Here is a 23,626-nt window from a genome sequence, read left to right on the forward strand (position 1 = left end):
TATTATTAAGCGTGAAATGAGACAAGATAAACGAGCTGCACCGAAAGCCCCGATCAACGAGAATATCTCGGCACGCGAGGTTCGGTTAATTGGAGCTGAAGGTGAGCAGCTTGGGATTGTGTCAATTGAAGACGCGCTTCTTAAGGCTGAAGAGGCCAAGCTGGATTTGGTGGAGATTTCCGCCGATGCAGTACCCCCTGTTTGCAAGCTGATGGACTACGGCAAATCGATCTTCGAAAAGAAGAAGCAGATTGCCGCGGCCAAGAAAAACCAGAAGCAGATTCAGGTTAAAGAAATCAAGTTTCGTCCAGGGACGGAGGAAGGGGATTACCAGGTAAAACTGCGCAACCTGGTACGTTTCCTGAGTGATGGGGACAGGGCCAAGGTATCCTTGCGATTCCGCGGCCGTGAGATGGCCCACCAGGAGCTGGGGATGGAACTCCTCAAGCGAGTTGAAGGTGACTTGCTCGAGTACGGTTCGGTCGAACAGCATCCTAAGATGGAAGGACGCCAGCTGATCATGGTCATCGCCCCGAAAAAGAAGAAGTAATCAATAGGGCACGGCAGGCCTTCTGATTATGTTTATCAACTGAATGCGGAGTATCCGAACATGCCAAAAATGAAAACTAAAAGTGGTGCTGCTAAGCGGTTTCTGAAAACTGCTAACGGTATCAAGCACAAGCACGCTTTCAAGAGCCACATCCTGACTAAAATGTCGACCAAGCGTAAGCGTCAACTGCGCGGTAGCAGCTTGCTGGCACCGTGTGACGTGGCAAAAGTCGAGCGCATGTTGCGCCTTCGTTAATTTAGTCAAGAATAGAGGAAGTAACTCATGGCTCGTGTAAAGCGTGGCGTCATTGCCCGTAAACGTCACAAAAAAATTCTGAAACTTGCTAAAGGCTACTACGGCGCTCGTTCGCGCGTATTCCGTGTTGCCAAGCAAGCGGTAATCAAGGCAGGCCAATACGCCTACCGTGACCGTCGTCAGAAAAAACGTCAGTTCCGCGCTCTGTGGATCGCTCGTATCAACGCTGGTGCACGTATCAACGGTCTGTCCTACAGCCGTTTCATCGCCGGCCTGAAAAAAGCGTCCATCGAGATCGACCGTAAGGTTCTGGCTGATCTGGCAGTGAACGAAAAAGCGGCGTTTGCTGCGATTGTCGAGAAAGCTAAAGCCACCTTGGCTTAAGTACCCCCGACAGTCACCCGGCCTCACCTCTGTGGGGCCAGGTGTTAAACGTCATAAATAGGGGAAGAGCCTTCAAGCTCTTCCCCTATTTTGTATCTGGAGTCTGTACATGGAAAACCTGGATGCGCTCGTCTCTCAAGCACTAGAGGCTGTGCAAAGCGCTGAAGATATCAATGCCCTGGAGCAAATCCGGGTTCACTACCTTGGCAAAAAGGGTGAATTGACTCAGGTGATGAAGACCCTGGGGAATTTGCCGGCAGAAGAGCGTCCACAAGTTGGCGCGCTGATCAACGTTGCCAAGGAGCGTGTCACAGAGGTTCTCAATACTCGCAAGGCACTGTTTGAAGAGGCCGACCTGGCCGCCAAACTGTCTGCCGAGTCTATTGACGTGACCCTGCCTGGCCGCGGTCAGACCTCTGGTGGTCTGCATCCGGTTACTCGTACTCTGGAACGTGTCGAACAGTTCTTTACCCACATTGGCTACGGCATTGCCGAAGGCCCTGAGGTCGAAGACGACTATCACAACTTTGAAGCACTCAACATCCCAGGCCATCACCCGGCCCGGTCGATGCATGACACTTTCTATTTCAATGCCAACATGTTGCTGCGCACCCATACCTCGCCGGTACAGGTCCGCACCATGGAATCGAAACAGCCGCCGATCCGCATCGTCTGCCCAGGCCGTGTGTACCGCAGCGACTCCGATATCACCCACTCGCCGATGTTCCACCAGGTTGAAGGCCTGCTGGTCGATCGCGACATCAATTTTGCCGACCTCAAAGGCACCATCGAAGAGTTCCTGCGCGTCTTCTTCGAAAAAGAACTGGCCGTGCGTTTCCGCCCTTCGTACTTCCCATTCACCGAGCCATCCGCTGAAGTCGACATGGAATGCGTGATGTGTAGCGGTAAAGGCTGCCGCGTCTGCAAACAGACTGGCTGGCTGGAAGTGATGGGCTGCGGCATGGTTCACCCCAACGTGCTGCGCATGTCCGGGATTGATCCGGAAGAATTTTCCGGTTTCGCCTTCGGCATGGGCGTAGAGCGTCTGGCCATGCTGCGTTACGGCGTGAACGACTTGCGTCTGTTCTTCGACAACGACTTGCGGTTCCTCGCGCAATTTCGCTAGTCGTAACGAATTCTTAGGAGAGCAGGATGAAATTCAGTGAACAATGGCTGCGTGGCTGGGTAAGCCCGCAGGTAAGTCGCGACGAGCTGGTTGCTCGTCTGTCGATGGCCGGTCTTGAGGTCGATAGCGTTACGCTGGCCGCCGGTGAATTCAGCGGTGTAGTGGTGGGCGAAGTGCTGAGCACCGAGCAGCACCCGGACGCTGACAAGCTGCGTGTTTGCCAGGTCAGCAACGGTTCGGAAACTTTCCAGATCGTCTGTGGCGCGCCAAACGTGCGCCCGGGTCTGAAGATCCCGTTTGCGATGATTGGCGCCGAACTGCCAGGCGATTTCAAAATCAAGAAAGCCAAGCTGCGTGGCGTTGAATCCAACGGCATGCTGTGCTCCCAGGCTGAGCTGCAAATCGGTGAGGGCAATGATGGCCTGATGGAGTTGCCGGCTGATGCGCCGGTGGGTCAGGACATTCGTGAATACCTGAGCCTGGATGACGCCAGCATCGAGGTCGATTTGACCCCGAACCGCGGCGACTGTCTGTCTGTTGCCGGCCTGGCTCGTGAAGTAGGCGCGCTGTACGACGCCAGCGTCACTCGTCCAGTGGTTGCGGTCGTACCTGCCGTGCACGATGAAGTGCGCTCGGTGGAAGTGCTGGCACCTGCCGCTTGCCCACGTTATCTGGGGCGTGTGATCCGCAACGTTGACCTGTCCAAGCCTACACCGCTGTGGATGGTTGAGCGTTTGCGTCGCTCCGAAGTGCGCAGCATTGATGCTGCCGTCGACATCACCAACTATGTGATGCTGGAACTGGGTCAACCGTTGCACGCGTTCGATCTCGCCGAAATAAATGGTGGCATCCGTGTGCGGATGGCCGAAGAGGGCGAGAAACTGGTTCTGCTCGACGGCCAGGAAGTCAGCCTGCGCAGCGATACGCTGGTGATTGCCGACCACACTCGCGCCTTGGCTATCGCCGGTGTCATGGGTGGCGAGCACAGCGGTGTCAACACGGCGACCACTCGCGATATCTTCCTTGAAAGTGCGTTTTTCGATCAGATCGCTGTAGCTGGCAAGGCTCGTTCCTACGGCCTGCACACCGATGCCTCGCATCGCTACGAGCGTGGCGTTGATTGGCAACTGGCGCGTGAAGCCATGGAGCGTGCAACAGGCCTGCTGCTGGAAATTACTGGCGGCGAAGCTGGCCCGATCATTGAAACCGTCAGCGAGCAGCACCTGCCGAAGATTGCACCGGTCACGTTGCGTGCCCAGCGCATCACCCAGATGCTGGGCATGGAAATGGATTCGACCGAAGTCGAGCGCTTGCTCAACGCTTTGGGTCTGGCTGTTTCGGCTGATGGGGCAGGGCAGTGGCGCGTTGAAGTGCCGAGTCATCGCTTTGACATCAGTCTGGAAGTTGACTTGATCGAAGAGCTGGCACGCCTTTACGGCTATAACCGCCTCCCGGTTCGTTACCCGCAGGCTCGTCTGGCACCGCAAGCCAAGGCTGAAGCGCGTAGTGACTTGCCTGAACTGCGTCGTTTGTTGGTGGCGCGCGGCTACCAGGAAGCAATTACCTACAGCTTCATCGATCCGAAACAATTCGAGTTGTTTAATCCGGGTGTCGAACCGCTGTTGCTGGCGAACCCGATCTCGAATGACATGGCTGCCATGCGTTCGTCCTTGTGGCCGGGCCTGGTGAAATCGCTTCAACACAACCTGAATCGTCAACAGGATCGCGTGCGTCTGTTCGAAAGCGGCCTGCGCTTTGTGGGGCAGCTGGAAGGCTTGAAACAAGAGCCGATGCTGGCGGGCGTGGTTTGCGGTAGCCGTCTGCCGGAAGGTTGGGCGCAAGGTCGCGATGTCGTGGACTTCTTCGACGTCAAAGCGGATGTGGAAGCGGTGTTGGGCTTCGCCGGCGCGCTGGACTCCTTCACGTTTGTACCAGGCAAACACCCTGCATTGCATCCGGGCCAAACCGCGCGCATTGAGCGTGAAGGTCGTCTGGTAGGTTTCGTCGGGGCCATACACCCTGAATTGTCGAAAACTTTGGGCCTCGACCGTCCTGTCTTTGTTTTTGAGCTGGTTTTGGCCGAAGTGGCGTTAGGCAAAATGCCTAAATTCCAGGAGTTATCGCGCTTTCCTGAAGTGCGTCGTGACCTGGCGTTGATTGCCGACGAAGGCGTTGCAGCCAGTGCTGTACTGGATGTAATCCGTGAAAATGCAGGCGAATGGCTGACAGACCTCAGGCTATTTGACGTGTATCAGGGTAAAGGTATTGATCCGCATAGAAAAAGCCTTGCAGTTGGCTTGACCTGGCAGCATCCATCGCGCACTCTTAATGACGATGAGGTGAATACCACGACGCAAAACATCCTCACCTCGCTCGAACAAAGGTTGAACGCCACGTTAAGGAAGTGACGTATGGGGGCTCTGACGAAAGCTGAAATGGCGGAACGTCTGTATGAAGAGCTGGGCCTGAATAAACGGGAGGCCAAGGAATTGGTCGAACTGTTTTTTGAAGAAATCAGGCACGCTCTTGAAGACAACGAACAAGTCAAATTGTCCGGTTTCGGCAATTTCGACCTTCGGGACAAACGCCAGCGGCCTGGCCGCAATCCGAAAACGGGTGAAGAAATCCCGATCACGGCTCGCCGTGTGGTCACCTTTCGTCCAGGGCAGAAGTTGAAGGCCCGAGTTGAGGCGTATGCTGGAACCAAGTCATAACGACGAGCTACCCGTCATCCCAGGCAAACGCTACTTCACCATTGGTGAAGTTAGCGAGCTGTGTGCGGTAAAACCGCACGTGCTGCGCTATTGGGAACAGGAGTTTCCTCAACTCAATCCCGTCAAACGCCGCGGAAACCGCCGGTATTATCAGCGACAAGACGTGCTGATGATCCGGCAGATTCGTGCGCTCCTTTACGATCAAGGGTTCACCATCGGCGGCGCACGCTTGCGTTTGTCCGGCGATGAAGCCAAAGACGACACCACTCAATACAAACAGATGATTCGGCAAATGATTGCCGAGTTGGAAGACGTATTGGTAGTTCTCAAGAAATAATTTCTGCATTTGAATACTTCCAGTTTTCAAACGCTTGCGATATATTCTTGAGCGATCTTCGAGGTGAAGAGCGAGTTAAACGCCTAGTCGGGGCGTAGCGCAGTCCGGTAGCGCACTAGCATGGGGTGCTAGGGGTCGAGTGTTCGAATCACTCCGTCCCGACCATATAATTCAAGGGGTTGCGAGATTTTATTTCGCGACCCCTTTTTATTTTTGATCGTTTTTACCCCTACAAAATCACTGGCTCTGGGTGGAATCCTCACTGTGTTCGCGTGAATTGATGCCTTATCTGGCAGTCTTCTCATGCCATCTTCACCCCCCCGTAGTACATTCTCTCATCAGCGTTTTCCTAACTGCCTCAGCTTACGCAGGGATGTGAGTTCACGCCGCTTTTGGCCCTTTTGCGCGCTGCCTTTGGCACCAATCCTGTCTGATATTTCTCTTCCTTTCTCCGCTTTTTCGCATGTCAGATAGCCTTACCAAACGCCCTTTTTTCGGGCGATTCGGGCGTTTTTCCTCACCGGCTCCGCGGCGCTAAACCCTGGAAGCTCAGTTCCGATTCTTCGTTCTTAAAGGTCACCATCCAACATCCGCGAAACAGGCTGTACGTCACGCGGGCCGTGCCTTTGAAGACAAACGGAAGCACCTTTAGGCCGGACTTCCGATTGTGCGCTAGGGAAACGGAACAGAGCGCGGGGAGGGCGGGGAGGGTGGTTGGGCAATCGCCAGGTCTGTGGAAGGTCTCTAGTCGCCGGACGAGCCCTTTGATCACAAGGCCCAGGGGCCGATTTGGGATCAAACCATCGCGTCCGTGATCCTGACTCATACCTCCAAATTCGACGTTTTTGGGCCCAAACCGCAGTGCCAAACAGACCGCAAATTCACCCGACTTCTTGCTGTTTTGGTGACAAACCATTTTGCAGGTAGTTGGCACCGATTGAGTGCCGCTGAACCCTCGAAAGATCCGTCGGCCGCGGCTCCTAGCGGTCAGCTCGGAATCTCTTGCAAGGTCCTGCTCGGTGCCAAATCCGCTGCTAACTCACATATTCAGGTCTGGAATTGCCTCGGACCAGACTATTTCCTCGTGGTCTCGCTGGTAGTTTTTGGTCATGCCCTCGCTCGCATGGCCTGCGATTTTCTGCCCGTCTTTTCCGGCTTTCTTGTACAGGTGCAGCGACAACGCTCGCACTTCGTGGAAGCCTGGCATCTCCTCTTCCTTCCATCCCTTGTAACATTCCGCCGCGTCCCTGGCCTCTTTGAATGCTCGAGTCAAATACCTCTCTTCAACCTTCGTCCAGTGATCCTTGGTCTGCGCCTGTTTTTGCTTCAGACGATCGGGCTTGCGGTGCACCAGGTATGGAGAGACAACATCGTCGCGGCACCGGCTGATGGGAGTGCAAGCGGGTTTGGTGGGGTAGGGCCGGCAGCGTGTAGTGGTGCGATGTCGCTGCTCGTGCAATAAAAAGACCTACTGGAAACGGTGATGAGTTAGCGTTTCGTGGCGGCACCTCTTATGATCTTTAGCGCTGTGTGCACGGACGAAAATCACGAATCCACTGGGGCTGCTTAAATGGAAAGAAGCTACTTTTTGACGACTCTTTTGCTGGTTTTACATCAGATAGATGCGGCCTTTTGGCGCGAATGGGAGATGTTTTATGTGCCCGGCGGGATACAGGGCTTTCTCCTTTTCAATGCCGCGGCCGTTACCTTTTTATTGATTGGTTATAGGCATGTATTGCTTGGCACGAGCAGTGCTTTTTTGTACGCCAAAATTTGTGCAGGCCTAGGCGTGCTGACGTTCGTTATTCACACCGGCTTCGCTGTTGCCGGCTCCCAGCTATTTCACTTGCCACTGTCCATTGCTGTCATCGTTCTTTGCTTGATCAGCTCCATATGGTTGCTAGTCAAGACCCGAAATATTGAATCGCGGGTTAGCGTGCCCGCTATTTGATGCCGGTGGGCGGAGATAGGCCGCAGCTTCGTCCGCATCCTTCTGCCCACTCAGCGAATGTGCAGAGGTGATGCTTTCAATCAGTCGTCATCGCCTTGGCTGAGCATCTTTTCGATGTCGTCGGCGCTGGGTTTTTGCCAGTTTTTGATCTGGCCCGTCTCCAGGTCGATGCTGAGGATCAGGTAGTCACCGTAATGCTGACCTGGGAAGAAGTCCGGGACGTAGCCTTCGTAGCTGCCCACTTCTTCACCCTAGGCGTCTTTCAGTCCGCCCGCAAAGCCATCGCGCACTTTGATATGCAGGTGAAGCTCGGTCACGTTCACCTGCACCGTCTTTTGCTAGTTGATTTGCTTGCTGCTGTCTCCGGTTGATTTCCCGTCTGGCCCTGTCGCCAAGGCCAATCGGTGAAATCCCCGGTCTCGCTACTGGCGACAAACCGGGGTTGTTGCGTCAGCGGTGTTGGTCAGTTACCCGCCGCTGATTGCAGGTCTGTCCGGTCGTCTTCGGTGTGGGCTTCGAGCTTCCTACTCACAGCGTCAAACAGCATTTGTTCGCCGTGGATCACAGGTCCTTACAACATGCACGCTACAGCAATGAATGCCCAGGCTGAGTGGGGCAGCCTCCAGCTCTGCCGTCACGCGAAAGCGAATTCACCATAACCTCCACGTGTAATCGACATTTACCCGCAGTTCATTGTCATCCCGATGGCTGGCCTGCGGGGCGAAATCGTTGCGGTACCAGGCGTTACGCACGCGCAGGGCCAACCCTTTCAGTGAAGTCCCCTGCAGTACGTATGACAGTTCGATATCTTTCTCGCTTTCTGTCAGGTTCGAGCCTCCCAGCTTGGCCAGTTCGATGTTGTCGCCACTGACGTAACGCAGCATCCCATTGAGCCCCGGCAAGCCCATGGCCACGAAATTGTAGTCATACCGTACCTGCCAACTGCGCTCCTTGGGGTTGATGAATTCCGAGCTCAGCGTGCCTTCGGTGATCACCAACGGCTCGGTGCCGAACAGATACGGCATGGCCGTTTTGCCGGTCAGTTGCATGTAACCGGCACCGAATTTGTGGGCGCCCAGGCTGTACGTGAGCATCAGCGCCGCATTGCGGTTGTCCACGGGGCCAGCCTTGGCCGCACCGTCCTCGCCCGTGACGAACAGGCGGAAGTCACTTTTCAGGTTGCCGGGGCCCATCGGGCGATTGTCGACGAAGCCGTAGAAGTCCTTACGGTAAAGGTCAGCAAGTTCGGCGTGGTAGTACTTCAGCGTCAGTTGCGACGACCAGGTGTAGTCGCCGCCGAGGAAGGTAAAGCGGTCCGACTCGGCGGCACCGTTGAAGCGGCCGTTGGGCGAGGCCACCGACATTTTCTGGTAGTCCGTGGAGTCGCGCAGGTTGATGCGATCGAGCCAACCGACGTGCAGGGTCAGGTTGTCGATTTCCTGTGACTTGAGGTACGCACCGCGAAAGGTTTGCGGCAGCAAGCGAGTAGGGCTGGCAAAGGCTATCGGCAGGAAGGTGCTTATGGTGCCCAGTTGCAACTCACTCTTCGATGCGCGGACCTTGGCGGTCAAGCCCAGCTCCGAATATTCACTGGCCGGCTCGTGGGTGGTTGGGTTGTACGGCAGCAGGCCGGTTCCGGCACGATCCGCCGAGGAGTCGAGGCGCAAACCGAGCAAGCCCTGGGCGTCCAGGCCGAAGCCGACAGGTCCTTGCGTGTAACCCGAACGCATGTTGAGGATGAAACCTTGCGCCCACTCGCGAGCAGCTGCCTGCGGCGTGGTGTTCACGTAATTGCGATCGAAGTAATAGTTGCGCATCACCAGATCGGCATGACTGTCATCGACAAAACCGCTGGCGCAAGCTTGGCCAATGGAGAAAACGCAGGTGCAGGCGCTGAGCGCTCCGAGGGATTTCCTGAGCATGGAGGTGTTCACTTTTATTGTTGTTGGAGTAATCCCGCGCCATCGCGACGCGGGGTGTTGCGCATAGAAACTCAGTCGGCTTGTGAGCCGTTGCGTCGCACCGACAGGTAAAACATCGCCAGCGCTGCGATGACGATCCCCGGTGCCGAGGCCATCATCACGCCGGTCGTGCCGGTGCCCAACGCAAGCATCTTGCCGGCCACTAACGGGCCGCTCATTGCGCCAAGTCGGCCGATGGCAACCGCGCTGCCGACACCGGTGGCGCGAATGGACGGGCGATAAAAATGCGGTGCCAGCGCATACAACACGCATTGCCCGCCAGTGGCGAAGAAACCAGCGACGAAACCGGCCAGCAGCATGCTTTCCCACTGGCTGGCCAGACCCAGTGCGGTCAAGGAAGCAAGGATGCCGACGTAGATCAGCGCGGACAGCGCCCACGCCGGGAGGCGATCCATCACCCAGCCCAGCAGCAAGGTGCCGCTTGCCGCGCCAAACTGCAGCGCCAGCATCACCCAACTGGCCTGGCGCCCTGTGAAACCCTGGCCGACCAGCAAGCTCGGCAGCCAGTTGATCAGGATGTACACCACCATCAGCGTAAAGAAATAGCTGACCCAGATCATCGCAGTCGGCAGCGCTGCACCTTGACGGAACAAGCCTTGAACTACACCGACGGGTGCCTCTGCCTTGATGCTGCGAAACAGTGTCGACTCCGGCAGATAAAGCCCGAGCAGCGGCACGATCAATAACGGCACGAATCCACCGACGTAGAACACCGTCTGCCAGCCACCTGCCAAGTCAGCGATGCCAATGCTGGCCGCCAGTGCGGCCCCCAGCGGTACACCGCAATACATCATGCTGACCGCCACACCACGCAAGCGTGGGCCAGCCACTTCACTGGTCAGGGCGATCAGGTTGGGCAAGGCAGCGCCCAGGCCTACACCCGTCAGGCAACGGGCAATCAGCAAACTGTTGAAGTCCCAGGCGATGGCAGTGACCAGCGAGAACAGCCCGAACAGGGCCACCGAACCCATCAACACGCGTTTGCGACCGACGCGGTCAGCCAACAAACCGCCGAGGAATGCACCGGGTAGCAGCCCGAAAATCCCGGCGCTGAAGACCCAGCCCATGTGTAATTTATCCAGTTGAAAAGCCACCGCCATGCCTTGGGCGGCGATTCCCGAAGCTTGCAGGTCAAGGCCTTCCATCAGGGCCACGAGAAAACACAGACCGATGGTCCGTGTCAGGTGCACAGGTGTAGTCAGATTCAGCAATGTCATGGGCAGTACCCGTTTTATTGTTGTTATGTCAGTCAGGAGTGATCCCTGTGGGAGCGAGCCTGCTCGCGATGGCGGTGGAACAGTCAACGATGATGTTGAAGGTCATGGCCCTATCGCGAGCAGGTTCGTTCCCACAGTTTTTTAGGTGTTAGCGTTTGAGCAGGTCCAGCGCCACGTCGACGATCATGTCTTCCTGGCCGCCAACCATGCGCCGCTTGCCCAGTTCGACGAGGATGTCGAGGGTCTTGAGGCCGTACTTGGCGGCAGCGATTTCGGCATGGCGCAGGAAGCTCGAATAGACCCCGGCATAACCCAGCGCCAAGGTTTCACGGTCGACCCGCACCGGCCGATCTTGCAGCGGGCGGACGATGTCGTCGGCCGCGTCCATCAGGGTGTAAAGGTCGGTGCCGTGGTTCCAGCCCAGACGTTCGGCCGCGGCGATAAAAACTTCCAGCGGCGCGTTGCCGGCACCGGCGCCCATGCCCGCCAAGCTCGCATCGATACGGTCGCAGCCTTCCTCGACAGCGGTGATCGAGTTGGCCACGCCCAGGCTCAGGTTGTGGTGCGCGTGCATGCCGGTTTCGGTTTCAGGCTTGAGCACCGCTTTGAACGCACGGAAGCGGTCGCGGATATCCTGCATGTTCATCGCGCCGCCGGAGTCGGCCATGTACACGCAGGTCGCGCCGTAGCTTTCCATCAGCTTGGCTTGGGCGGCTAACTGCTCAGCCGGAATCATGTGGCTCATCATCAGGAAACCGACGGTGTCCATGCCCAGTTCGCGGGCGTATTCGATGTGTTGCTTCGAGACGTCGGCCTCGGTGCAATGGGTGGCGATGCGCACCACCCGGGCCCCGGCGTTGTAGGCCGCTTTCAGGTCATGCACCGTGCCGATGCCAGGCAGCAGCAAAGTAGTGATTTTGGCGTGGCTGATCACATCCGCCGCCGCTTCGATCCACTCCAGATCGGTGTGCGACGCAAAGCCGTAGTTGAAGCTCGAACCTTGCAGACCGTCGCCATGGGCAACTTCGATGGCATCGACCTTGGCCTTGTCCAGCGCACGGGCGATGTCCTGCACATTCTGCAGTGAATACTGGTGGCGTACCGCGTGGCTGCCGTCGCGCAGGGTCACGTCGGAAATGTAGATATTCTTGCCGTTCATGTCGGTCTCCTCAGGCGTTCAGCATCGACTGCGCCATGCGCTCGGCGGTGGCCAAGGCAGCGGAGGTCATGATGTCGAGATTGCCGGCGTAGGCCGGCAGGTAATGGGCGGCGCCTTCGACTTCAAGGAACACCGAAGTCTTGAGTCCGGAGAATGTGCCCAGACCCGGAATGTGCAGCGGTGCATCCTCAGGGATGACGTCGAACTGCACGTGTTGTTTGAGGCGATAACCTGGCACATAGGCCTGAACGGCGACGGCCATTTCGACAATGGATGCCTCGACCTCAGCCTGGTCGGCGGCCTCGGACAACACGAATACCGTGTCGCGCATCATCAACGGTGGCTCGGCCGGGTTCATCACGATGATCGCTTTGCCCTTGGCCGCGCCGCCGATCACTTCGATGGCCTTGGAGGTGGTTTCGGTGAATTCGTCGATGTTGGCGCGGGTGCCCGGTCCGGCAGATTTGCTGGCAATCGAGGCAACGATTTCGGCGTAATGCACCTTCGCCACACGCGACACCGCTGCGACCATCGGGATGGTGGCTTGGCCACCGCAGGTGACCATGTTGACGTTGAGCTGATCCAGATTTTGTTCCAGGTTGACCACCGGCACGCAGTACGGGCCGATGGCCGCCGGCGTCAGGTCGATCAGGCGGATGCCCGGTTTGATCGAGCGCAGAAACGCATCGTTTTTCACATGGGCACTGGCCGAGGTGGCATCGAAGACGAAATCGATGTCCTTGAATTCGTCCATGCGGGTCAGGCCTTCAACCCCTTCGTGGGTGGTGGCCACGCCCATGCGCTGGGCGCGGGCAAGGCCGTCGGAGGCCGGGTCGATGCCGACCATGACCGCCATCTCCAGGTGTTTGGCGTTGCGCAGGATCTTGATCATCAGGTCGGTGCCGATGTTGCCGGAACCGACGATGGCGACTTTGAGTTTGTTCATTGTTGTTGCCTCATTTGCACGCAAGTCGCCGATCACTCGGCGCTGAACTGAACACCGACACGACCGATGCCTTCGATCTCGGCCTCGAACCGGTCACCAGCAGCAACCGCTACCATCGGCCCGAGCGCGCCGGTCAGAATGATGTCGCCAGCCCGCAGCGGATCGCCCAGGCGTGCCATGGTGCGGGCCAGCCACACGGCGGCATTGAGCGGATGGCCAAGGCATTCGGCACCGCTGCCGGTGGACACTTCCTCGCCGTTGCGGGTCATGCGCATCGCGGCTTGGCGCAGGTCCAGGCCATCGAGCCGGCGCGCCGGTCCGCCGAGCACGAAACAACCGCTGGAGGCGTTGTCCGCCACGGTATCGACGAAGCGGATGTTCCAGTTCTGTACGCGACTGCCGACGATTTCCAGTGCCGGCACCACTGCACCCACCGCCGCCATGACGTCGGCAAATGTGGTGTCAGCACGGGGCAGGTCGCGGTCGAGGATCAGCGCAATTTCGGCCTCGATCTTCGGTTGCAGCACACGGCTGACGGGCACGGTTTCGTTATCGCCGTAGCACATGTCGGCGAACAGGGTGCCGAAGTCCGGCTGATCGACGCCCAGTTGCGCCTGGACCTTGGGATTGGTCAGGCCGATCTTTCGCCCGACCACGCGCCGGCCGCTGGCCACGCCATGAGCGACATTGAGCCGCTGGATGCTGTAGGCGGCCTCGGCATTGTCTTCGCCGATCTGTTCACGCAATGGGGCAATAGCTGCGTTGCGCGCTTCGGCCTGGCGCAGGTCGGTGGCGAGTTTTTCCAGTGTGTCTTGAATCGGGTTCATGTCGGCCTCGGTCATCAATGGGTCAGGAAGTCCAGGACCATGCGGTTGTAAGTCTCGGCGTGTTCCCACTGAGCCCAGTGGCCGCAGCGGTTGAACACATGCAGTTGTGCATCGGGCAGCCCGGCCAGCAGGCGCAAACCGGTGTCCATGGGCACGAAGCGGTCTTCGCGACCCCAGACAATCAGGGTTTGGGCCTTGATTTCGTGCAGTCGGTGGCTGAAATCCGGGAACTGCTTGGGATTGAGAGTGCTGCTCTTGACGAAGTTTTCCAGGTGATCGCGGCGCGCGAGGATGTTGTCCAGGCGGGTCTGGAACAGTTCGTCGGTCATGCTGCTGGCGTCGAAAACGAAGACGTTCATCATCTTCTTCAGGTTCTCGATGGTCGGCTCGCGATACAGCGCGCCGATCAGCTTGATGCCTTCGGTCGGCTGCGGGACGAAGGCGCTTGGGCCGCCGGTGCCACCGCCCATCAATATCAGTTTGCCGATGCGCTGCGGATAGGCGAGGGCGAACGCCACGGTGCTGTGGCCGCCCATGGAGTTGCCGATGATGTGTACGCGGTCCAGGTCCAGCGCGTCGACCAAGCCTTTGAGGGCTTTAGCATTGAGGTCCGAACGCGAACCACTGCAAACGATCGGGTCACTTTTGCTCCAACCCGGGCAGTCCATCAGAATCACGCGGTAACCGGCGTTCACCAGCGGCTCGATGTTGCGGTGGAAGTTGGCCCAGCCGCTGGCGCCGGGTCCGGAGCCGTGGAGCATGACCACGGTTTCGCCGCGCTGGTTTTCAGAGCTGGGGCCAACATCGTTGTAATGCAGTTGCAGGTCCAGCTCGCCTTCCTTGATACGGATAAAGCGGCTAGTGGAAGCTTCGGTGAATGCAGTGGCAGTCATGACAAGTTCCTCGGATTCAGTGGTTGTTGTTCAGCGGACGGGCGCCAAGGGCGGCGAAGCCTGCGATCCATTCGGGAATCGGGCGGTAGTAGCGAGCTTCGCTCTGGTAAGGGCCGAAGGCGGACAGCGCGGCGAAAGCAGCGACCCAGGTTTTCACTTCGTGAGTGGACTTGCCGGCCAACGCCGACAACGCCTCATTGCTCAGCGCATCGAAGTCGCTCAGTCGACCTTGTTCCAGCGTGTCGAGAAACTGCTGATCCCACGTCGGGTTGAGCGGGTGCAGGCTGTTTTGGTCTTCAACGAAATCGCGTGCCGCCTGAATGACTCGCTGCTGGCGCGCATCGCGTTCGTCGGCGGGCAAGTCGCGGCCGCTGCCCATCAGGCGGTCGGCCATACGTGCATCGACCTTGGCCAACTCGGGCACCGGGGGCTGATGGGACAAACCACCAGAGGCCAGAAACAGCACGCGTTTATTCAGCGACAGTGCCCATTGGCCGATGGCTTCACCGAGCAGGCGAGCGCGCCTGAAACCGGGCAAGGGCACGGCGACCGAGTTGATGAAAACGGGAATTACCGGGCAACCTTGCAAACCGCCGAGCAACAATTCCAAGGGCTGAGCGAACGCATGATCGACCTGCATGCGATAGGAGACGGCGGCATCGACACCCGCATCCAACACGCTTTGGGCGCAGGCTTCGGCCAGTCCCTTGGGCACGTCCAGCGCCCCGGCGGCGGTGCCGAAATCACCGATGGCGTCAGCGGCCATGCCGATGCAGAAGGCCGGCATCACGTCGTAGAAAAAACCGTTGTAGTGGTCCGGGCCGAACAGCACGATCAGCTCCGGGTTGAAGTGGGCGATGCGCTCGCGGGCCTCGGCGTTCATCGCATCGACCTCGGCCAGCACTTCAGGCGTCGGGTCGACGTAGCCCACCAGCGGCGTGTGCGACATGCAGTGCAGATACGCGCTCATCTCAAGCCACCTTGCTGGCGACAATGGTCGCGGCGGGTTGTGGCAGGGCCTTGAGCGCCAAGGCCAGTTGATCGCAGGCGGTGCCGAGGGTTTGCGGGATAGCCAGCCCGGCGAGGAAGCGGTCCGGACGCACCAGCGCAATGGACGCTGAACCACGGGCAAACCATTCCTTGAGGCGCCCGGTGCTGTCACCGACGCGGATCACATTGCCACTGACGTCACTGGCAGCCTTGAGCTGGACATCGGGCAGCACCTGGATAAACCGCGTTCCCAGTGCTTGCCATTGTTCAATCTGCTCGGCGCTCAAACCCCAGGTCGGGTCGCAGCCCCAAGCGATGATCGCGAAATGTTCACCGATCACTTCGTCGAGTAATACGCGCTCGCCGTTTTCGGTCAGCACCTGCGGCTGAATAAACATCTTGCCCACGGGGGAGGATTTTTCGCTCGGTACAATCAGGGCGCCTTGGGTGTATTGCGGCATCGGTTTGAAGCGCATTTCCAGGAAATAGCGTTTGACCGGCGGCACATAGTTGAGCAGCCAAGAAACCCCATCGCGCAGGGTGCCTTGCCAGCGTTTCGGCGGCGCCAACACGTGGCCGGCGAGTACGGACAGGTCGATCATCGCCTTGGCGTGATCGCGGCGTTCCTGTTCATAACTGTCGAGCAGGCTGTCGGCGGCCAGGCCTTTGATCACCAGCGACAGTTTCCACGCCAGGTTGGAGGCGTCGCGCATGCCACTGTTGTAACCCTGGCCTTGCCAGACCGGCATGATGTGCGCGGCATCGCCCGCCAGCAGTACCCGGCCCTGGCGGAATTGACCCGCCAGACGAGCATTGTGGGTATAGACGCGGCTACGGATCAGTTCGATGTTGTCCGGGTTCGGCAGCACTTTGCCCAACAGCTTGCGCATGTTTTCCGGTTTGCTCAGCTCGGCTTCGGTCTCGCCGGGCATGACCATGAACTCGAAACGGCGTACAGCATGGGGCAGGGCAGCGGAAACGTAAGGGCGCACCGGATCGCAGCACAGGTAAACATGCGGCGTGCTCAACGGGTCGTTGGCGATGTCGACGACGATCCACTGATTCGGCGCGGTCTTGCCTTCGAAGCTAATGTTCAGGTTGCGCCGCACGATGCTGTTGCCGCCGTCGCAACCGATCAAGTAACGGGCATGCAAGCGTTCGCTGCGGCCGTGCTGATCCTTGAGGTTAAGCACCACGGTGCTGTCGTTCTGTTCAAAACTGTCGAGTTCACGGCTGAACAGCACCTTGACGTTGTCAAAACGCTGCAAGCCTTCGAACAGGACGCGGTCGGCCAGCGGCTGAATGAATGCGTTGCGCCGCGACCAGCCGAATTCGTCGGTTTTCGGCTGAATATCGGCAAAGCAACGACCCTTGGGTGTCAGGAAACGCATGGCGTGCCACGGTGTGGTGTGCGGCAGCACAGCGTCTGCCAGCCCGACTGCCTGGAAGGTACGCAGGCTTTCGTCGTCCAGGCCGATGGCGCGAGGGTAGTCGATCAGGCTGTCGAGCTTTTCCACCAGTGTGACGTTCACGCCACATTGACCCAGGTAGTTGGCGATCATCAAACCGACAGGGCCGGCGCCGACGATGGCAACGTCGGTGGTCAGCTCCAATGTGGAAGGAGTAGGGGCAGGACTCATGGGTATCTCCGTACAGCGCTTTTGGATTTCTTGTTGGGCGCAGTATGGAAATCACGAGGCTGGTGGACAACGACAACCCTTGTTAGTGTGCACCAGGTGCACATCGTTGATTTACAAGAATAATGGAGTCATCCGTGAGCGAAACAGAATACAAGTCCGTGCGTGGGCTGATGCGCGGTCTGGCCCTGATCAACCGCTTGAACCGCTTCGACGGTGGGGCCAGTACCGCGCAACTGGCCGAGCAGAGCGGCCTGCATCGCACCACGGTTCGGCGGCTGCTGGAGACCTTGCAGGCCGAGGGATATGTGCGGCGCAGCGAGTCCGATGACAGCTATCGCCTGACCCTGAAAGTACGCGAATTGAGTGAAGGCTTTCGCGACGAACAATGGATTTCATCAATCGCAGCGCCACTGCTCGGCGAGTTGCTGCAAGAGGTCGTCTGGCCCACTGACCTGTGTACGCTGGACGGCGATGCGATGGTGATCCGCGAGACCACTCATCGCTTTAGTCGACTGTCGTTTCACCGCTCCATGGTGGGCCGGCGATTGCCATTGCTGATGACCGCGACGGGGCGGGCATATTTCGCTTACTGCTCACCGGCTGAGCGCGAGGATCTGATTGAGTTGATGATCAGCCGCGAGGATGAGCAATCGGCGTTGGCCAGTGATCGACGTTTTATCGAGCGACTGGTCGAGCACACCCTCGCCAAGGGTTATGGCGAAAACAACTCCCATTGGGGCGAAGAGCGCAAGATTGCTGCGATTGCGATTCCGGTCATGCACGAAGAACGGGTAATGGGTTGCTTGAATCTGGTGTACATCGCCAAGGCGATGCCGGTTGAGGAAGCGGCTCGCCGTTATCTGGGAGCCATGCGCGGGGTGGTGGCGAAGATAGAAGCGGGAGTCGTTGAGGGCCGGTAAGGCCTTTACGGTTGCATCTATTCTCACAAGGCCCGCACGCCCCTTCTGCGGGGCATGTGATAAGGGTTATTTGTAGGAAAAGGCTCATCGCTACGTCAGATGTGTTAACGTCCTGGCCGGTTTCAAGCATTTTTTCTCCTGTTTGACCGGATCGAACGCTGCCTTCCAGCGTTTTCTCGAGAACCCTCGCTTCATTGGTGGCCTGCCCACCCCCGGCCTTCTGTTTCACCGACAGATGCAGCCTTCATCACATTGCGCCATCGGTTAAGCCGATTTTAGTGCGCATCACTCAGAGCTTGATGGCCCGACCGACACCGGTACGAGCGTCACTCTTTTTCCGCGCTCAGTCGTCGCCAGGGCCAAGATCCCGCGTGCGATGAAGCGCCTGAAGAAAGGAGTCTTTATGACTTTTAGAGTTGCCATCCTTGGCGCCGGCCCTAGCGGCTTGGCACAGTTACGTGCGTTCGAAGCTGCCCGTTGCGACGACGCAGAATCCCCCGAGATCGTTTGCTACGAAAAGCAGAGTGACTGGGGCGGTTTGTGGAATTACACCTGGCGCACCGGACTGGATCTGTATGGCGAGCCCGTCCATGGCAGCATGTACCGGTACCTCTGGTCAAACGGCCCCAAGGAATGCCTGGAGTTCGCCAATTACAGCTTCGAAGAGCACTTCGGCCGGCCAATTCCTTCCTACCCGCCACGCGCTGTGTTGCGTGACTACATCATCGGCCGCGCAGCTAAAAGCAACGTGCGCCAGCACATACGCTTCAATACAGCGGTGCATTGGGTTGCCTATGACGACGGCACCGGCAAGTTCGCAGTCACCGTGCGCGACCTCAAGCAAGATCAGCTGATCACCGAAGAGTTCGATCACGTCATCGTCGCTACCGGGCATTTTTCGACTCCCAACGCTCCTTACTTCGAAGGCTTGGAGCAATTCCCCGGCCGCGTATTGCACGCACATGATTTTCGCGATGCGTGCGAGTTTCAAGGCAAAGATTTGCTGCTGGTTGGCAGCAGTTACTCGGCCGAAGACATCGGCACGCAGTGCCACAAGTACGGTGCCAAGTCGGTTACTTTCAGCTATCGCACCAAGCCCATGGGCTTTGATTGGCCGCAATCCTTTGCCGAAGTGCCGTTGCTCACCCGTGTGGTCGGCAAGACCGCGCATTTCAAGGATGGCACCAGCAAAGAGGTCGACGCGATCATCCTGTGCACCGGGTATCAGCATCACTTCCCGTTCCTGCCCAACGAGCTGACGCTGACCACACGCAACCGGCTCTACCCCGAAGGTTTGTACAAAGGCATCGTGTCTCTGGCCAATCCGAAGCTGATGTTCCTCGGCATGCAGGACCAGTACTACACCTTCAACATGTTCGATGCCCAGGCTTGGTATGCCCGGGACATTATGCTTGGCCGTATCAAGCTGCCTGCGGAACACGCCATGGCCAGCGACACCCGTGATTGGGTGGCCCGCGAAGAGCAAGTGGCCGATCCCTTTGAAGCCATCGACTATCAGGCCGCCTACATACTCGACCTGCTTGAGCCGACCGATTACCCGCCCTTCGATGTGCTCACCGTGGCTGATATTTTCAAGGAGTGGGAGCATCACAAAGCAGCGGACATCCTCGGTTACCGCAATAAAAGCTACCGTTCCGCGCTGACCGGCACCCTGGCGCCGGTGCATCACACGCCGTGGATGGATGCGATGGACGATTCACTGGAAGCCTTCCTGCACGACAAGCAATCGAAACCGGAAAAGGCCTCTACGTGAATGCGCCAAGCCTGAGCCAGGCTCGGTCGCGTTTCACCGCCAGCAGCATCCGCTGGGGTTTCATGTGGGCGTTGTGGTGCGCAGTGCTTTGGGGGGCTTGGTATGTGCCGGGCTCCGCCGTTTGGTTCGAAGCGCCCTATGTCAATCTGAAGTACGACACCAATGCCGAGTTCTTGCTGGCGGCAGCGGTGTTGACCACCTTCAACGCCATTGCCGTGTTGTTCTTCCTGTTCGTTTGGAACGGGGTGCTGGGCAAGTGGGGCGAGTACGTTCGCACCATCAAACAGATGCGCTACATCTCTAAGTGGTTCTTCATCGGCGCTATTTTTGGCGGCCCGATGGCCATCTTTGGCTCGTATTTGGCGATCGGCTATATCGGTGGGGCCTTCGCAGCTATTTCCGCATTGATGTATCCCATCATCGGCGCAACGCTGGCCAGGCTCTGGTATCAGGAGAAAATCACCCGGCGCGCAGCCGTGGGTATTTTCATCATCTTGGCCGGCGGTGTGACGGTGTATGCCCCCGGCATCATTGCTGAAATTACCGGCACGGGTGACACCGGCTGGCTGGGGTATCTAGGCGGCGCAATGGCTGCTATCGGTTGGGGCGTAGAAGGTGCAATCGCCGGTCGCGGGCTCGATGTTGCCGACCCTGATGTGGGCATTACGGTGCGTTTTACCGCCGAGGTGCTGTATTGGGTCGCACTGATTTTACCGGCGATCTATGTGTTTACCGATCAACCGGTCGTTGAACTCGTGGTCGCCACTTTCAATTGGTCCGCCATCGGCTGGCTGACGCTTGCAGGCGTGACTTTCGCCTTCTGCTACGTCTCTTGGTACAAGTCGTTTCCACTGATTGGCGTCGGCCGCGGGCAAGCAATTGCCTCGCTGTATGGTTTATTTGCGGTGATCTTTCTGGCCGTCTTCACGCTTAAATTTCCTGAATGGAATTTCCTGGCAGGTTTGGTGCTGTTTGTGTCGGGCGGGTTTGTGATGTTCACCGAAAGTGATGAGGTGCTCGAAGTCGTGCGCGCCGTATCAACCGACGGCAAAAAAGCCAACACGGTCGTTGATGCAGTTAACGTGTGATGACTGGAGCAAGCCATGAATAAGCTGCACATGAAGGGCCGCATTCTCCAACTGATCAACGATCAGCAGGATGTCGGTATCTGGGACTGGCAAATCACCGACGCGCTGATGAGTGAATATGGCCTTAGCGGGGCCTACTGGCGTGGCAACACCCGTGTCACTCTGACTGATCTGTTCTCCAGCGGCATTATCGAAAGTGTTGAGGAGAAACTCGATGATCAGGCCTATTTCGGTGCCGGCCGAGTGCTGTTCAAGTTCAGGGTCAACGACTTTGGCCGCCAACGTATGCGCGACACGGCGCTGGCGTGATGGTTGTTGCCACTTACCCTTGCCACTGAGGAAACACGATGTCTGATTTCTGGGGTTTTCCGGGCGCGGATTGGCTAGCCGTCGCCGTTATTGTCGTGCTTAGCAGCGCAGCGCTGTACCAGGCGCGGACTTTTGTAACGAAGCTGTAGTTGTGTGCACGTCAAATAACGGTAAGCGCGTCTGCCCGACTCAACGTTGAACTCAAGGTCGCGACAGCCCGTCGCGGCCCCAATCACTTTGTCAGTCGGACGGCTATAAGTGATCTGCCGTATTAGCCAACGCTCAGGCCTCCCAAGGCGTGCATGCAGGTTTTGACCGGGTTGTGGCGCGGGTTTTTTAGCTCGTCATGCCAGAGGCTGGTAGCATCGGCCCTGCTTCTAAAGGCATGGAATGACCAGGCGTCAGGTCATTCAAAGGGCATTCAACGTCACCTTGTGAACTGGCCTCTCAAAACAAAAAAATCAGGAGTCATCGATGCAACCGATCCGTCTCGGTCTGGTGGGCTACGGCAAGATTGCTCAGGATCAACACGTTCCCGCGATCAATGCCAACCCCGCGTTCCAATTGGTAGCCGTCGCCACGCAAGGTCAGCCCTGTGCTGGGGTCGAGAATTTCAAGTCACTGGGCGAGCTGCTGGAAAACGGCCCGCAGGTCGATGCGATTGCGTTCTGTACGCCGCCGCAAGGACGCTTTGCCTTGGTGCAACAGGCGCTGGCCGCCGGCAAGCACGTGCTGGTGGAAAAGCCGCCGTGCGCCACCCTGGGTGAAGCGATGGCCTTGGTCAGCCAAGTCGACGAGCAAGGCGTCAGCGGCTTGTTCGCCTGGCATTCACGTTACGCGCCGGGCATCAAAGCCGCCCGTGCCTGGCTGGCGACCCGTACCCTGCAAAGCGTGCAGATCAACTGGAAAGAGGACGTGCGCAAGTGGCACCCCGGCCAGACCTGGATCTGGCAACCCGGCGGTCTGGGGGTGTTCGATCCGGGCATCAATGCCTTGTCGATTGTCACGCACCTGCTGGCGCTGCCGCTGTTTGTCGAGTCTGCCGAACTGCGGGTGCCCAGCAACTGCCAGTCGCCGATAGCCGCGTCGATCGCCATGTCCGATTCGCGCCAACTCAACATCCGCGCCGAGTTCGATTTCGACCACGGTCATGACGAACTCTGGAGCATCGAGATTCGCTGCACTGAAGGTGTCCTGCGCCTGGATAACGGCGGCGCACTCTTGAGTATTGATGGTGTGGTTCAAGCCGTATCGGAGGAGGGTGAGTACGCGGCGGTGTATCGGCATTTTCAACAACTGATCGCCGACAAAACCAGCGACCTCGACCTGCAGCCACTGCGGCTGGTGGCTGACAGTTTCTTCGTTGGCAGCCGGACGTTGGTTGCGCCGTTCTACGATTAAACGGCTTCAACGTTTCGGAGGTTAAACACCCGGCGGCGCGTGGCGTTCGCTGGCCCGTTTCAGTGCACACGCGGCGCAGCGCTTGGCAACGCCGCGTGATGCCTGACGGGTGTTAGTTTTTTGTTTCGGTTTTACCGTCGTACCGCGCTCGCCATTTCTCCAGCACCGCGGCCCGCTGACTGCCCGCCTGGTCAAAATTGACAGTGATCAACCGGTCGTAATACGCGTCCGGCATTTGCGCCAACTTGCTGTTGAATTCCGGGCGCGCCAATGCGGCTGAATTGGGTTGATACAGCAGGAACGCTTGTTCGCTGACTGCAAAGTCCTCGAGTTTTTTTGCCGCCTCAAGGTTCTTGCTGCCTTTTATCAACGCCACCGCGTTGATGTCCAGACCCAGGCCTTCGGTCGGCAGCACGATGTCCAGCGGCGCGCCTTGACGTTTCAGCGTGACAGCCCGGTAATCCAGGGAAATGCCGATCGGGTATTCACCCATGGCCGCCTGAGTGCAGGGCTTGGAGCCAGAGTGGGTGTATTGGCCAATATTGGCGTGGAGCTTGTCCATGAAAGCCCAGGCCCTGTCCTCGCCCATGACTTGCAACCAGGCATTGACGGCTGAATAACCCGTGCCGGAGGAGGCAGGGTTGGGCATGACGATTTTGCCTTTGTAGACTGGGTTGGTCAGGTCCTCCCAACTGTTGGGGATCGGCAGGTTCTGTTTTTTGGCTTCGACCGTGTTCACGCACACGGCGGTGGCTTCCACGCCATTGCCGACCCATTGTGGTGGGTTTTGCGTGTCACGAAAGCGTGAGTCTACTTTCTCCACATCCTTGGGTGCATACGCTTGAAGCATGCCTTCCTTGCCCAGCAACGCCACACTTGATGCGTACAGCCCCCAGATGGCATCCGCACGCGGATTCGCTTTTTCAGCCAGCAATTTGGCAGTAATGATCCCCGTCGAGTCCCGCACCCATTTGATTTGAATATCGGGATTCTTTGCCTCGAAGGCTTTTTTGTAACCAGCAAGTTGTTCGTTTTCCATGGCGGTGTAAACGGTCAGTTCCGTGCTGGCGAAAGCCGTGCTGGCAATGCCGACACCAAGAACAGCGGCAACGAGGGTATTCCAGGATTTGATCATGGTAGGTCTCATTCAGTGGGGGGTAAAA

The 23,626-nt window shown here is 58.0% G+C and carries 24 protein-coding genes and 1 tRNA gene; 14 read left to right on the top strand and 11 right to left on the bottom strand.

The genetic code is table 11. The features are described 5' to 3' along the window. Positions 1 to 16: 16 nt before the first annotated feature. The 8 genes from infC to ACQR3R_RS02860 all read left to right on the top strand — a co-directional run bounded on the left by infC (position 17) and on the right by ACQR3R_RS02860 (position 5,531). The gene (infC, locus tag ACQR3R_RS02825) at positions 17 to 550 is read left to right on the top strand and encodes a translation initiation factor IF-3 (protein WP_010455932.1); all 534 of its coding nucleotides are present in this window, start codon (positions 17 to 19) and stop codon (positions 548 to 550) included. Positions 551 to 610: 60 nt separating this feature from the next. Next, positions 611 to 805, top strand: coding sequence for a 50S ribosomal protein L35 (gene rpmI, locus ACQR3R_RS02830; RefSeq protein WP_008145659.1), 195 nt, complete (start codon positions 611 to 613; stop codon positions 803 to 805). Positions 806 to 832: 27 nt separating this feature from the next. Next, on the top strand, positions 833 to 1,189 hold the full coding sequence (gene rplT, locus ACQR3R_RS02835) for a 50S ribosomal protein L20 (protein ID WP_007905879.1): 357 nt from the start codon (positions 833 to 835) through the stop codon (positions 1,187 to 1,189). 109 nt (positions 1,190 to 1,298) lie between these two features. Continuing rightward, positions 1,299 to 2,315 carry a phenylalanine--tRNA ligase subunit alpha gene (gene pheS / locus ACQR3R_RS02840; protein ID WP_428270460.1) on the top strand — a complete coding sequence of 339 codons (1,017 nt, stop codon included), beginning with the start codon at positions 1,299 to 1,301 and terminating at the stop codon, positions 2,313 to 2,315. A 26-nt stretch (positions 2,316 to 2,341) separates the two neighbouring features. After that, the gene (pheT, locus tag ACQR3R_RS02845) at positions 2,342 to 4,723 is read left to right on the top strand and encodes a phenylalanine--tRNA ligase subunit beta (RefSeq protein WP_428270461.1); all 2,382 of its coding nucleotides are present in this window, start codon (positions 2,342 to 2,344) and stop codon (positions 4,721 to 4,723) included. 3 nt (positions 4,724 to 4,726) lie between these two features. Next, entirely contained in the window at positions 4,727 to 5,029 is a 303-nt protein-coding gene (gene ihfA / locus ACQR3R_RS02850) for an integration host factor subunit alpha (RefSeq protein WP_002553164.1), read from the top strand. Beyond that, positions 5,010 to 5,366: a MerR family transcriptional regulator gene (locus tag ACQR3R_RS02855; RefSeq protein WP_003179985.1), complete on the top strand. Its 357-nt coding sequence runs from the start codon at positions 5,010 to 5,012 to the stop codon at positions 5,364 to 5,366. The genes ihfA and ACQR3R_RS02855 overlap by 20 nt, the downstream gene beginning before the upstream one ends. An 88-nt stretch (positions 5,367 to 5,454) precedes the next feature. Further along, positions 5,455 to 5,531, top strand: a tRNA-Pro gene (locus ACQR3R_RS02860). An 874-nt stretch (positions 5,532 to 6,405) separates the two neighbouring features. Here ACQR3R_RS02860 and ACQR3R_RS02865 read toward each other — a convergent pair. Further along, positions 6,406 to 6,573 carry a hypothetical protein gene (locus tag ACQR3R_RS02865; RefSeq protein ID WP_428270462.1) on the bottom strand — a complete coding sequence of 56 codons (168 nt, stop codon included), beginning with the start codon at positions 6,571 to 6,573 and terminating at the stop codon, positions 6,406 to 6,408. Positions 6,574 to 6,936: 363 nt separating this feature from the next. Here ACQR3R_RS02865 and ACQR3R_RS02870 point away from each other — a divergent pair, with 363 nt between their 5' ends. Continuing rightward, positions 6,937 to 7,317 (top strand): DUF6713 family protein, encoded by a 381-nt coding sequence (locus ACQR3R_RS02870; RefSeq protein WP_428270463.1) that lies wholly within the window; start codon positions 6,937 to 6,939, stop codon positions 7,315 to 7,317. 80 nt (positions 7,318 to 7,397) lie between these two features. On the opposite strand, the gene ACQR3R_RS02875 is transcribed toward ACQR3R_RS02870, so the two are convergent. The 9 genes from ACQR3R_RS02875 to ACQR3R_RS02915 form a co-directional block, all read right to left on the bottom strand. Then, positions 7,398 to 7,559 (bottom strand): hypothetical protein, encoded by a 162-nt coding sequence (locus tag ACQR3R_RS02875; RefSeq protein WP_428270465.1) that lies wholly within the window; start codon positions 7,557 to 7,559, stop codon positions 7,398 to 7,400. Positions 7,560 to 7,967: 408 nt separating this feature from the next. After that, positions 7,968 to 9,239 carry an OprD family outer membrane porin gene (locus ACQR3R_RS02880; RefSeq protein ID WP_428270466.1) on the bottom strand — a complete coding sequence of 424 codons (1,272 nt, stop codon included), beginning with the start codon at positions 9,237 to 9,239 and terminating at the stop codon, positions 7,968 to 7,970. A 71-nt stretch (positions 9,240 to 9,310) separates the two neighbouring features. Next, positions 9,311 to 10,516, bottom strand: a complete 1,206-nt coding sequence (gene mhpT, locus ACQR3R_RS02885; protein WP_428270467.1) for a 3-(3-hydroxy-phenyl)propionate transporter MhpT — start codon at positions 10,514 to 10,516, stop codon at positions 9,311 to 9,313. 148 nt (positions 10,517 to 10,664) lie between these two features. Beyond that, positions 10,665 to 11,675 (bottom strand): 4-hydroxy-2-oxovalerate aldolase, encoded by a 1,011-nt coding sequence (dmpG, locus tag ACQR3R_RS02890; RefSeq protein ID WP_428270469.1) that lies wholly within the window; start codon positions 11,673 to 11,675, stop codon positions 10,665 to 10,667. Positions 11,676 to 11,685: 10 nt separating this feature from the next. Continuing rightward, positions 11,686 to 12,621 (bottom strand): acetaldehyde dehydrogenase (acetylating), encoded by a 936-nt coding sequence (locus tag ACQR3R_RS02895; RefSeq protein ID WP_428270471.1) that lies wholly within the window; start codon positions 12,619 to 12,621, stop codon positions 11,686 to 11,688. A gap of 32 nt (positions 12,622 to 12,653) precedes the next feature. Next, positions 12,654 to 13,448, bottom strand: a complete 795-nt coding sequence (gene mhpD, locus ACQR3R_RS02900) for a 2-keto-4-pentenoate hydratase (RefSeq protein ID WP_428270473.1) — start codon at positions 13,446 to 13,448, stop codon at positions 12,654 to 12,656. Between the two features lie 14 nt (positions 13,449 to 13,462). Then, on the bottom strand, positions 13,463 to 14,341 hold the full coding sequence (locus ACQR3R_RS02905) for an alpha/beta fold hydrolase (protein ID WP_428270475.1): 879 nt from the start codon (positions 14,339 to 14,341) through the stop codon (positions 13,463 to 13,465). 16 nt (positions 14,342 to 14,357) lie between these two features. Continuing rightward, positions 14,358 to 15,311: a 3-carboxyethylcatechol 2,3-dioxygenase gene (gene mhpB, locus ACQR3R_RS02910; RefSeq protein ID WP_428270477.1), complete on the bottom strand. Its 954-nt coding sequence runs from the start codon at positions 15,309 to 15,311 to the stop codon at positions 14,358 to 14,360. A gap of 1 nt (position 15,312) precedes the next feature. After that, positions 15,313 to 16,971: a bifunctional 3-(3-hydroxy-phenyl)propionate/3-hydroxycinnamic acid hydroxylase gene (locus ACQR3R_RS02915; RefSeq protein WP_428270479.1), complete on the bottom strand. Its 1,659-nt coding sequence runs from the start codon at positions 16,969 to 16,971 to the stop codon at positions 15,313 to 15,315. 134 nt (positions 16,972 to 17,105) lie between these two features. Between ACQR3R_RS02915 and ACQR3R_RS02920 the strand changes: the two genes are divergently transcribed. The 5 genes from ACQR3R_RS02920 to ACQR3R_RS02940 all read left to right on the top strand — a co-directional run bounded on the left by ACQR3R_RS02920 (position 17,106) and on the right by ACQR3R_RS02940 (position 22,463). Continuing rightward, entirely contained in the window at positions 17,106 to 17,891 is a 786-nt protein-coding gene (locus ACQR3R_RS02920; RefSeq protein ID WP_428270481.1) for a DNA-binding transcriptional regulator, read from the top strand. Positions 17,892 to 18,294: 403 nt separating this feature from the next. Continuing rightward, a complete protein-coding gene (locus ACQR3R_RS02925; protein ID WP_428270482.1) occupies positions 18,295 to 19,665 on the top strand; it encodes an NAD(P)-binding domain-containing protein in 1,371 nt (456 codons plus the stop codon). A gap of 62 nt (positions 19,666 to 19,727) precedes the next feature. Further along, positions 19,728 to 20,753 (top strand): hypothetical protein, encoded by a 1,026-nt coding sequence (locus ACQR3R_RS02930; RefSeq protein ID WP_428270484.1) that lies wholly within the window; start codon positions 19,728 to 19,730, stop codon positions 20,751 to 20,753. 15 nt (positions 20,754 to 20,768) lie between these two features. Further along, complete coding sequence (locus tag ACQR3R_RS02935; protein WP_428270486.1) at positions 20,769 to 21,062, top strand: hypothetical protein; 294 nt, start codon at positions 20,769 to 20,771, stop codon at positions 21,060 to 21,062. Positions 21,063 to 21,536: 474 nt separating this feature from the next. After that, on the top strand, positions 21,537 to 22,463 hold the full coding sequence (locus tag ACQR3R_RS02940; RefSeq protein WP_428270487.1) for a Gfo/Idh/MocA family oxidoreductase: 927 nt from the start codon (positions 21,537 to 21,539) through the stop codon (positions 22,461 to 22,463). Between the two features lie 112 nt (positions 22,464 to 22,575). On the opposite strand, the gene ACQR3R_RS02945 is transcribed toward ACQR3R_RS02940, so the two are convergent. Next, positions 22,576 to 23,598: a putative 2-aminoethylphosphonate ABC transporter substrate-binding protein gene (locus tag ACQR3R_RS02945; protein ID WP_428270489.1), complete on the bottom strand. Its 1,023-nt coding sequence runs from the start codon at positions 23,596 to 23,598 to the stop codon at positions 22,576 to 22,578. Between the last annotated feature and the right edge of the window lie 28 nt (positions 23,599 to 23,626).

Source organism: Gordonia sp. IEGM753, assembly GCF_050321825.1.
Lineage (GTDB): Bacteria > Pseudomonadota > Gammaproteobacteria > Pseudomonadales > Pseudomonadaceae > Aquipseudomonas.

Coding starts and splice junctions, on each gene's coding strand:
- infC (WP_010455932.1), top strand. CDS start 17: ATGAGACAAGATAAACGAGCTGCACCGAAAGCCCCGATCAACGAGAAT.
- rpmI (WP_008145659.1), top strand. CDS start 611: ATGCCAAAAATGAAAACTAAAAGTGGTGCTGCTAAGCGGTTTCTGAAA.
- rplT (WP_007905879.1), top strand. CDS start 833: ATGGCTCGTGTAAAGCGTGGCGTCATTGCCCGTAAACGTCACAAAAAA.
- pheS (WP_428270460.1), top strand. CDS start 1,299: ATGGAAAACCTGGATGCGCTCGTCTCTCAAGCACTAGAGGCTGTGCAA.
- pheT (WP_428270461.1), top strand. CDS start 2,342: ATGAAATTCAGTGAACAATGGCTGCGTGGCTGGGTAAGCCCGCAGGTA.
- ihfA (WP_002553164.1), top strand. CDS start 4,727: ATGGGGGCTCTGACGAAAGCTGAAATGGCGGAACGTCTGTATGAAGAG.
- ACQR3R_RS02855 (WP_003179985.1), top strand. CDS start 5,010: ATGCTGGAACCAAGTCATAACGACGAGCTACCCGTCATCCCAGGCAAA.
- ACQR3R_RS02865 (WP_428270462.1), bottom strand. CDS start 6,573: ATGCCAGGCTTCCACGAAGTGCGAGCGTTGTCGCTGCACCTGTACAAG.
- ACQR3R_RS02870 (WP_428270463.1), top strand. CDS start 6,937: ATGGAAAGAAGCTACTTTTTGACGACTCTTTTGCTGGTTTTACATCAG.
- ACQR3R_RS02880 (WP_428270466.1), bottom strand. CDS start 9,239: ATGCTCAGGAAATCCCTCGGAGCGCTCAGCGCCTGCACCTGCGTTTTC.
- mhpT (WP_428270467.1), bottom strand. CDS start 10,516: ATGACATTGCTGAATCTGACTACACCTGTGCACCTGACACGGACCATC.
- dmpG (WP_428270469.1), bottom strand. CDS start 11,675: ATGAACGGCAAGAATATCTACATTTCCGACGTGACCCTGCGCGACGGC.
- ACQR3R_RS02895 (WP_428270471.1), bottom strand. CDS start 12,621: ATGAACAAACTCAAAGTCGCCATCGTCGGTTCCGGCAACATCGGCACC.
- mhpD (WP_428270473.1), bottom strand. CDS start 13,448: ATGAACCCGATTCAAGACACACTGGAAAAACTCGCCACCGACCTGCGC.
- ACQR3R_RS02905 (WP_428270475.1), bottom strand. CDS start 14,341: ATGACTGCCACTGCATTCACCGAAGCTTCCACTAGCCGCTTTATCCGT.
- mhpB (WP_428270477.1), bottom strand. CDS start 15,311: ATGAGCGCGTATCTGCACTGCATGTCGCACACGCCGCTGGTGGGCTAC.
- ACQR3R_RS02915 (WP_428270479.1), bottom strand. CDS start 16,971: ATGAGTCCTGCCCCTACTCCTTCCACATTGGAGCTGACCACCGACGTT.
- ACQR3R_RS02925 (WP_428270482.1), top strand. CDS start 18,295: ATGACTTTTAGAGTTGCCATCCTTGGCGCCGGCCCTAGCGGCTTGGCA.
- ACQR3R_RS02930 (WP_428270484.1), top strand. CDS start 19,728: ATGTGGGCGTTGTGGTGCGCAGTGCTTTGGGGGGCTTGGTATGTGCCG.
- ACQR3R_RS02935 (WP_428270486.1), top strand. CDS start 20,769: ATGAATAAGCTGCACATGAAGGGCCGCATTCTCCAACTGATCAACGAT.
- ACQR3R_RS02940 (WP_428270487.1), top strand. CDS start 21,537: ATGCAACCGATCCGTCTCGGTCTGGTGGGCTACGGCAAGATTGCTCAG.
- ACQR3R_RS02945 (WP_428270489.1), bottom strand. CDS start 23,598: ATGATCAAATCCTGGAATACCCTCGTTGCCGCTGTTCTTGGTGTCGGC.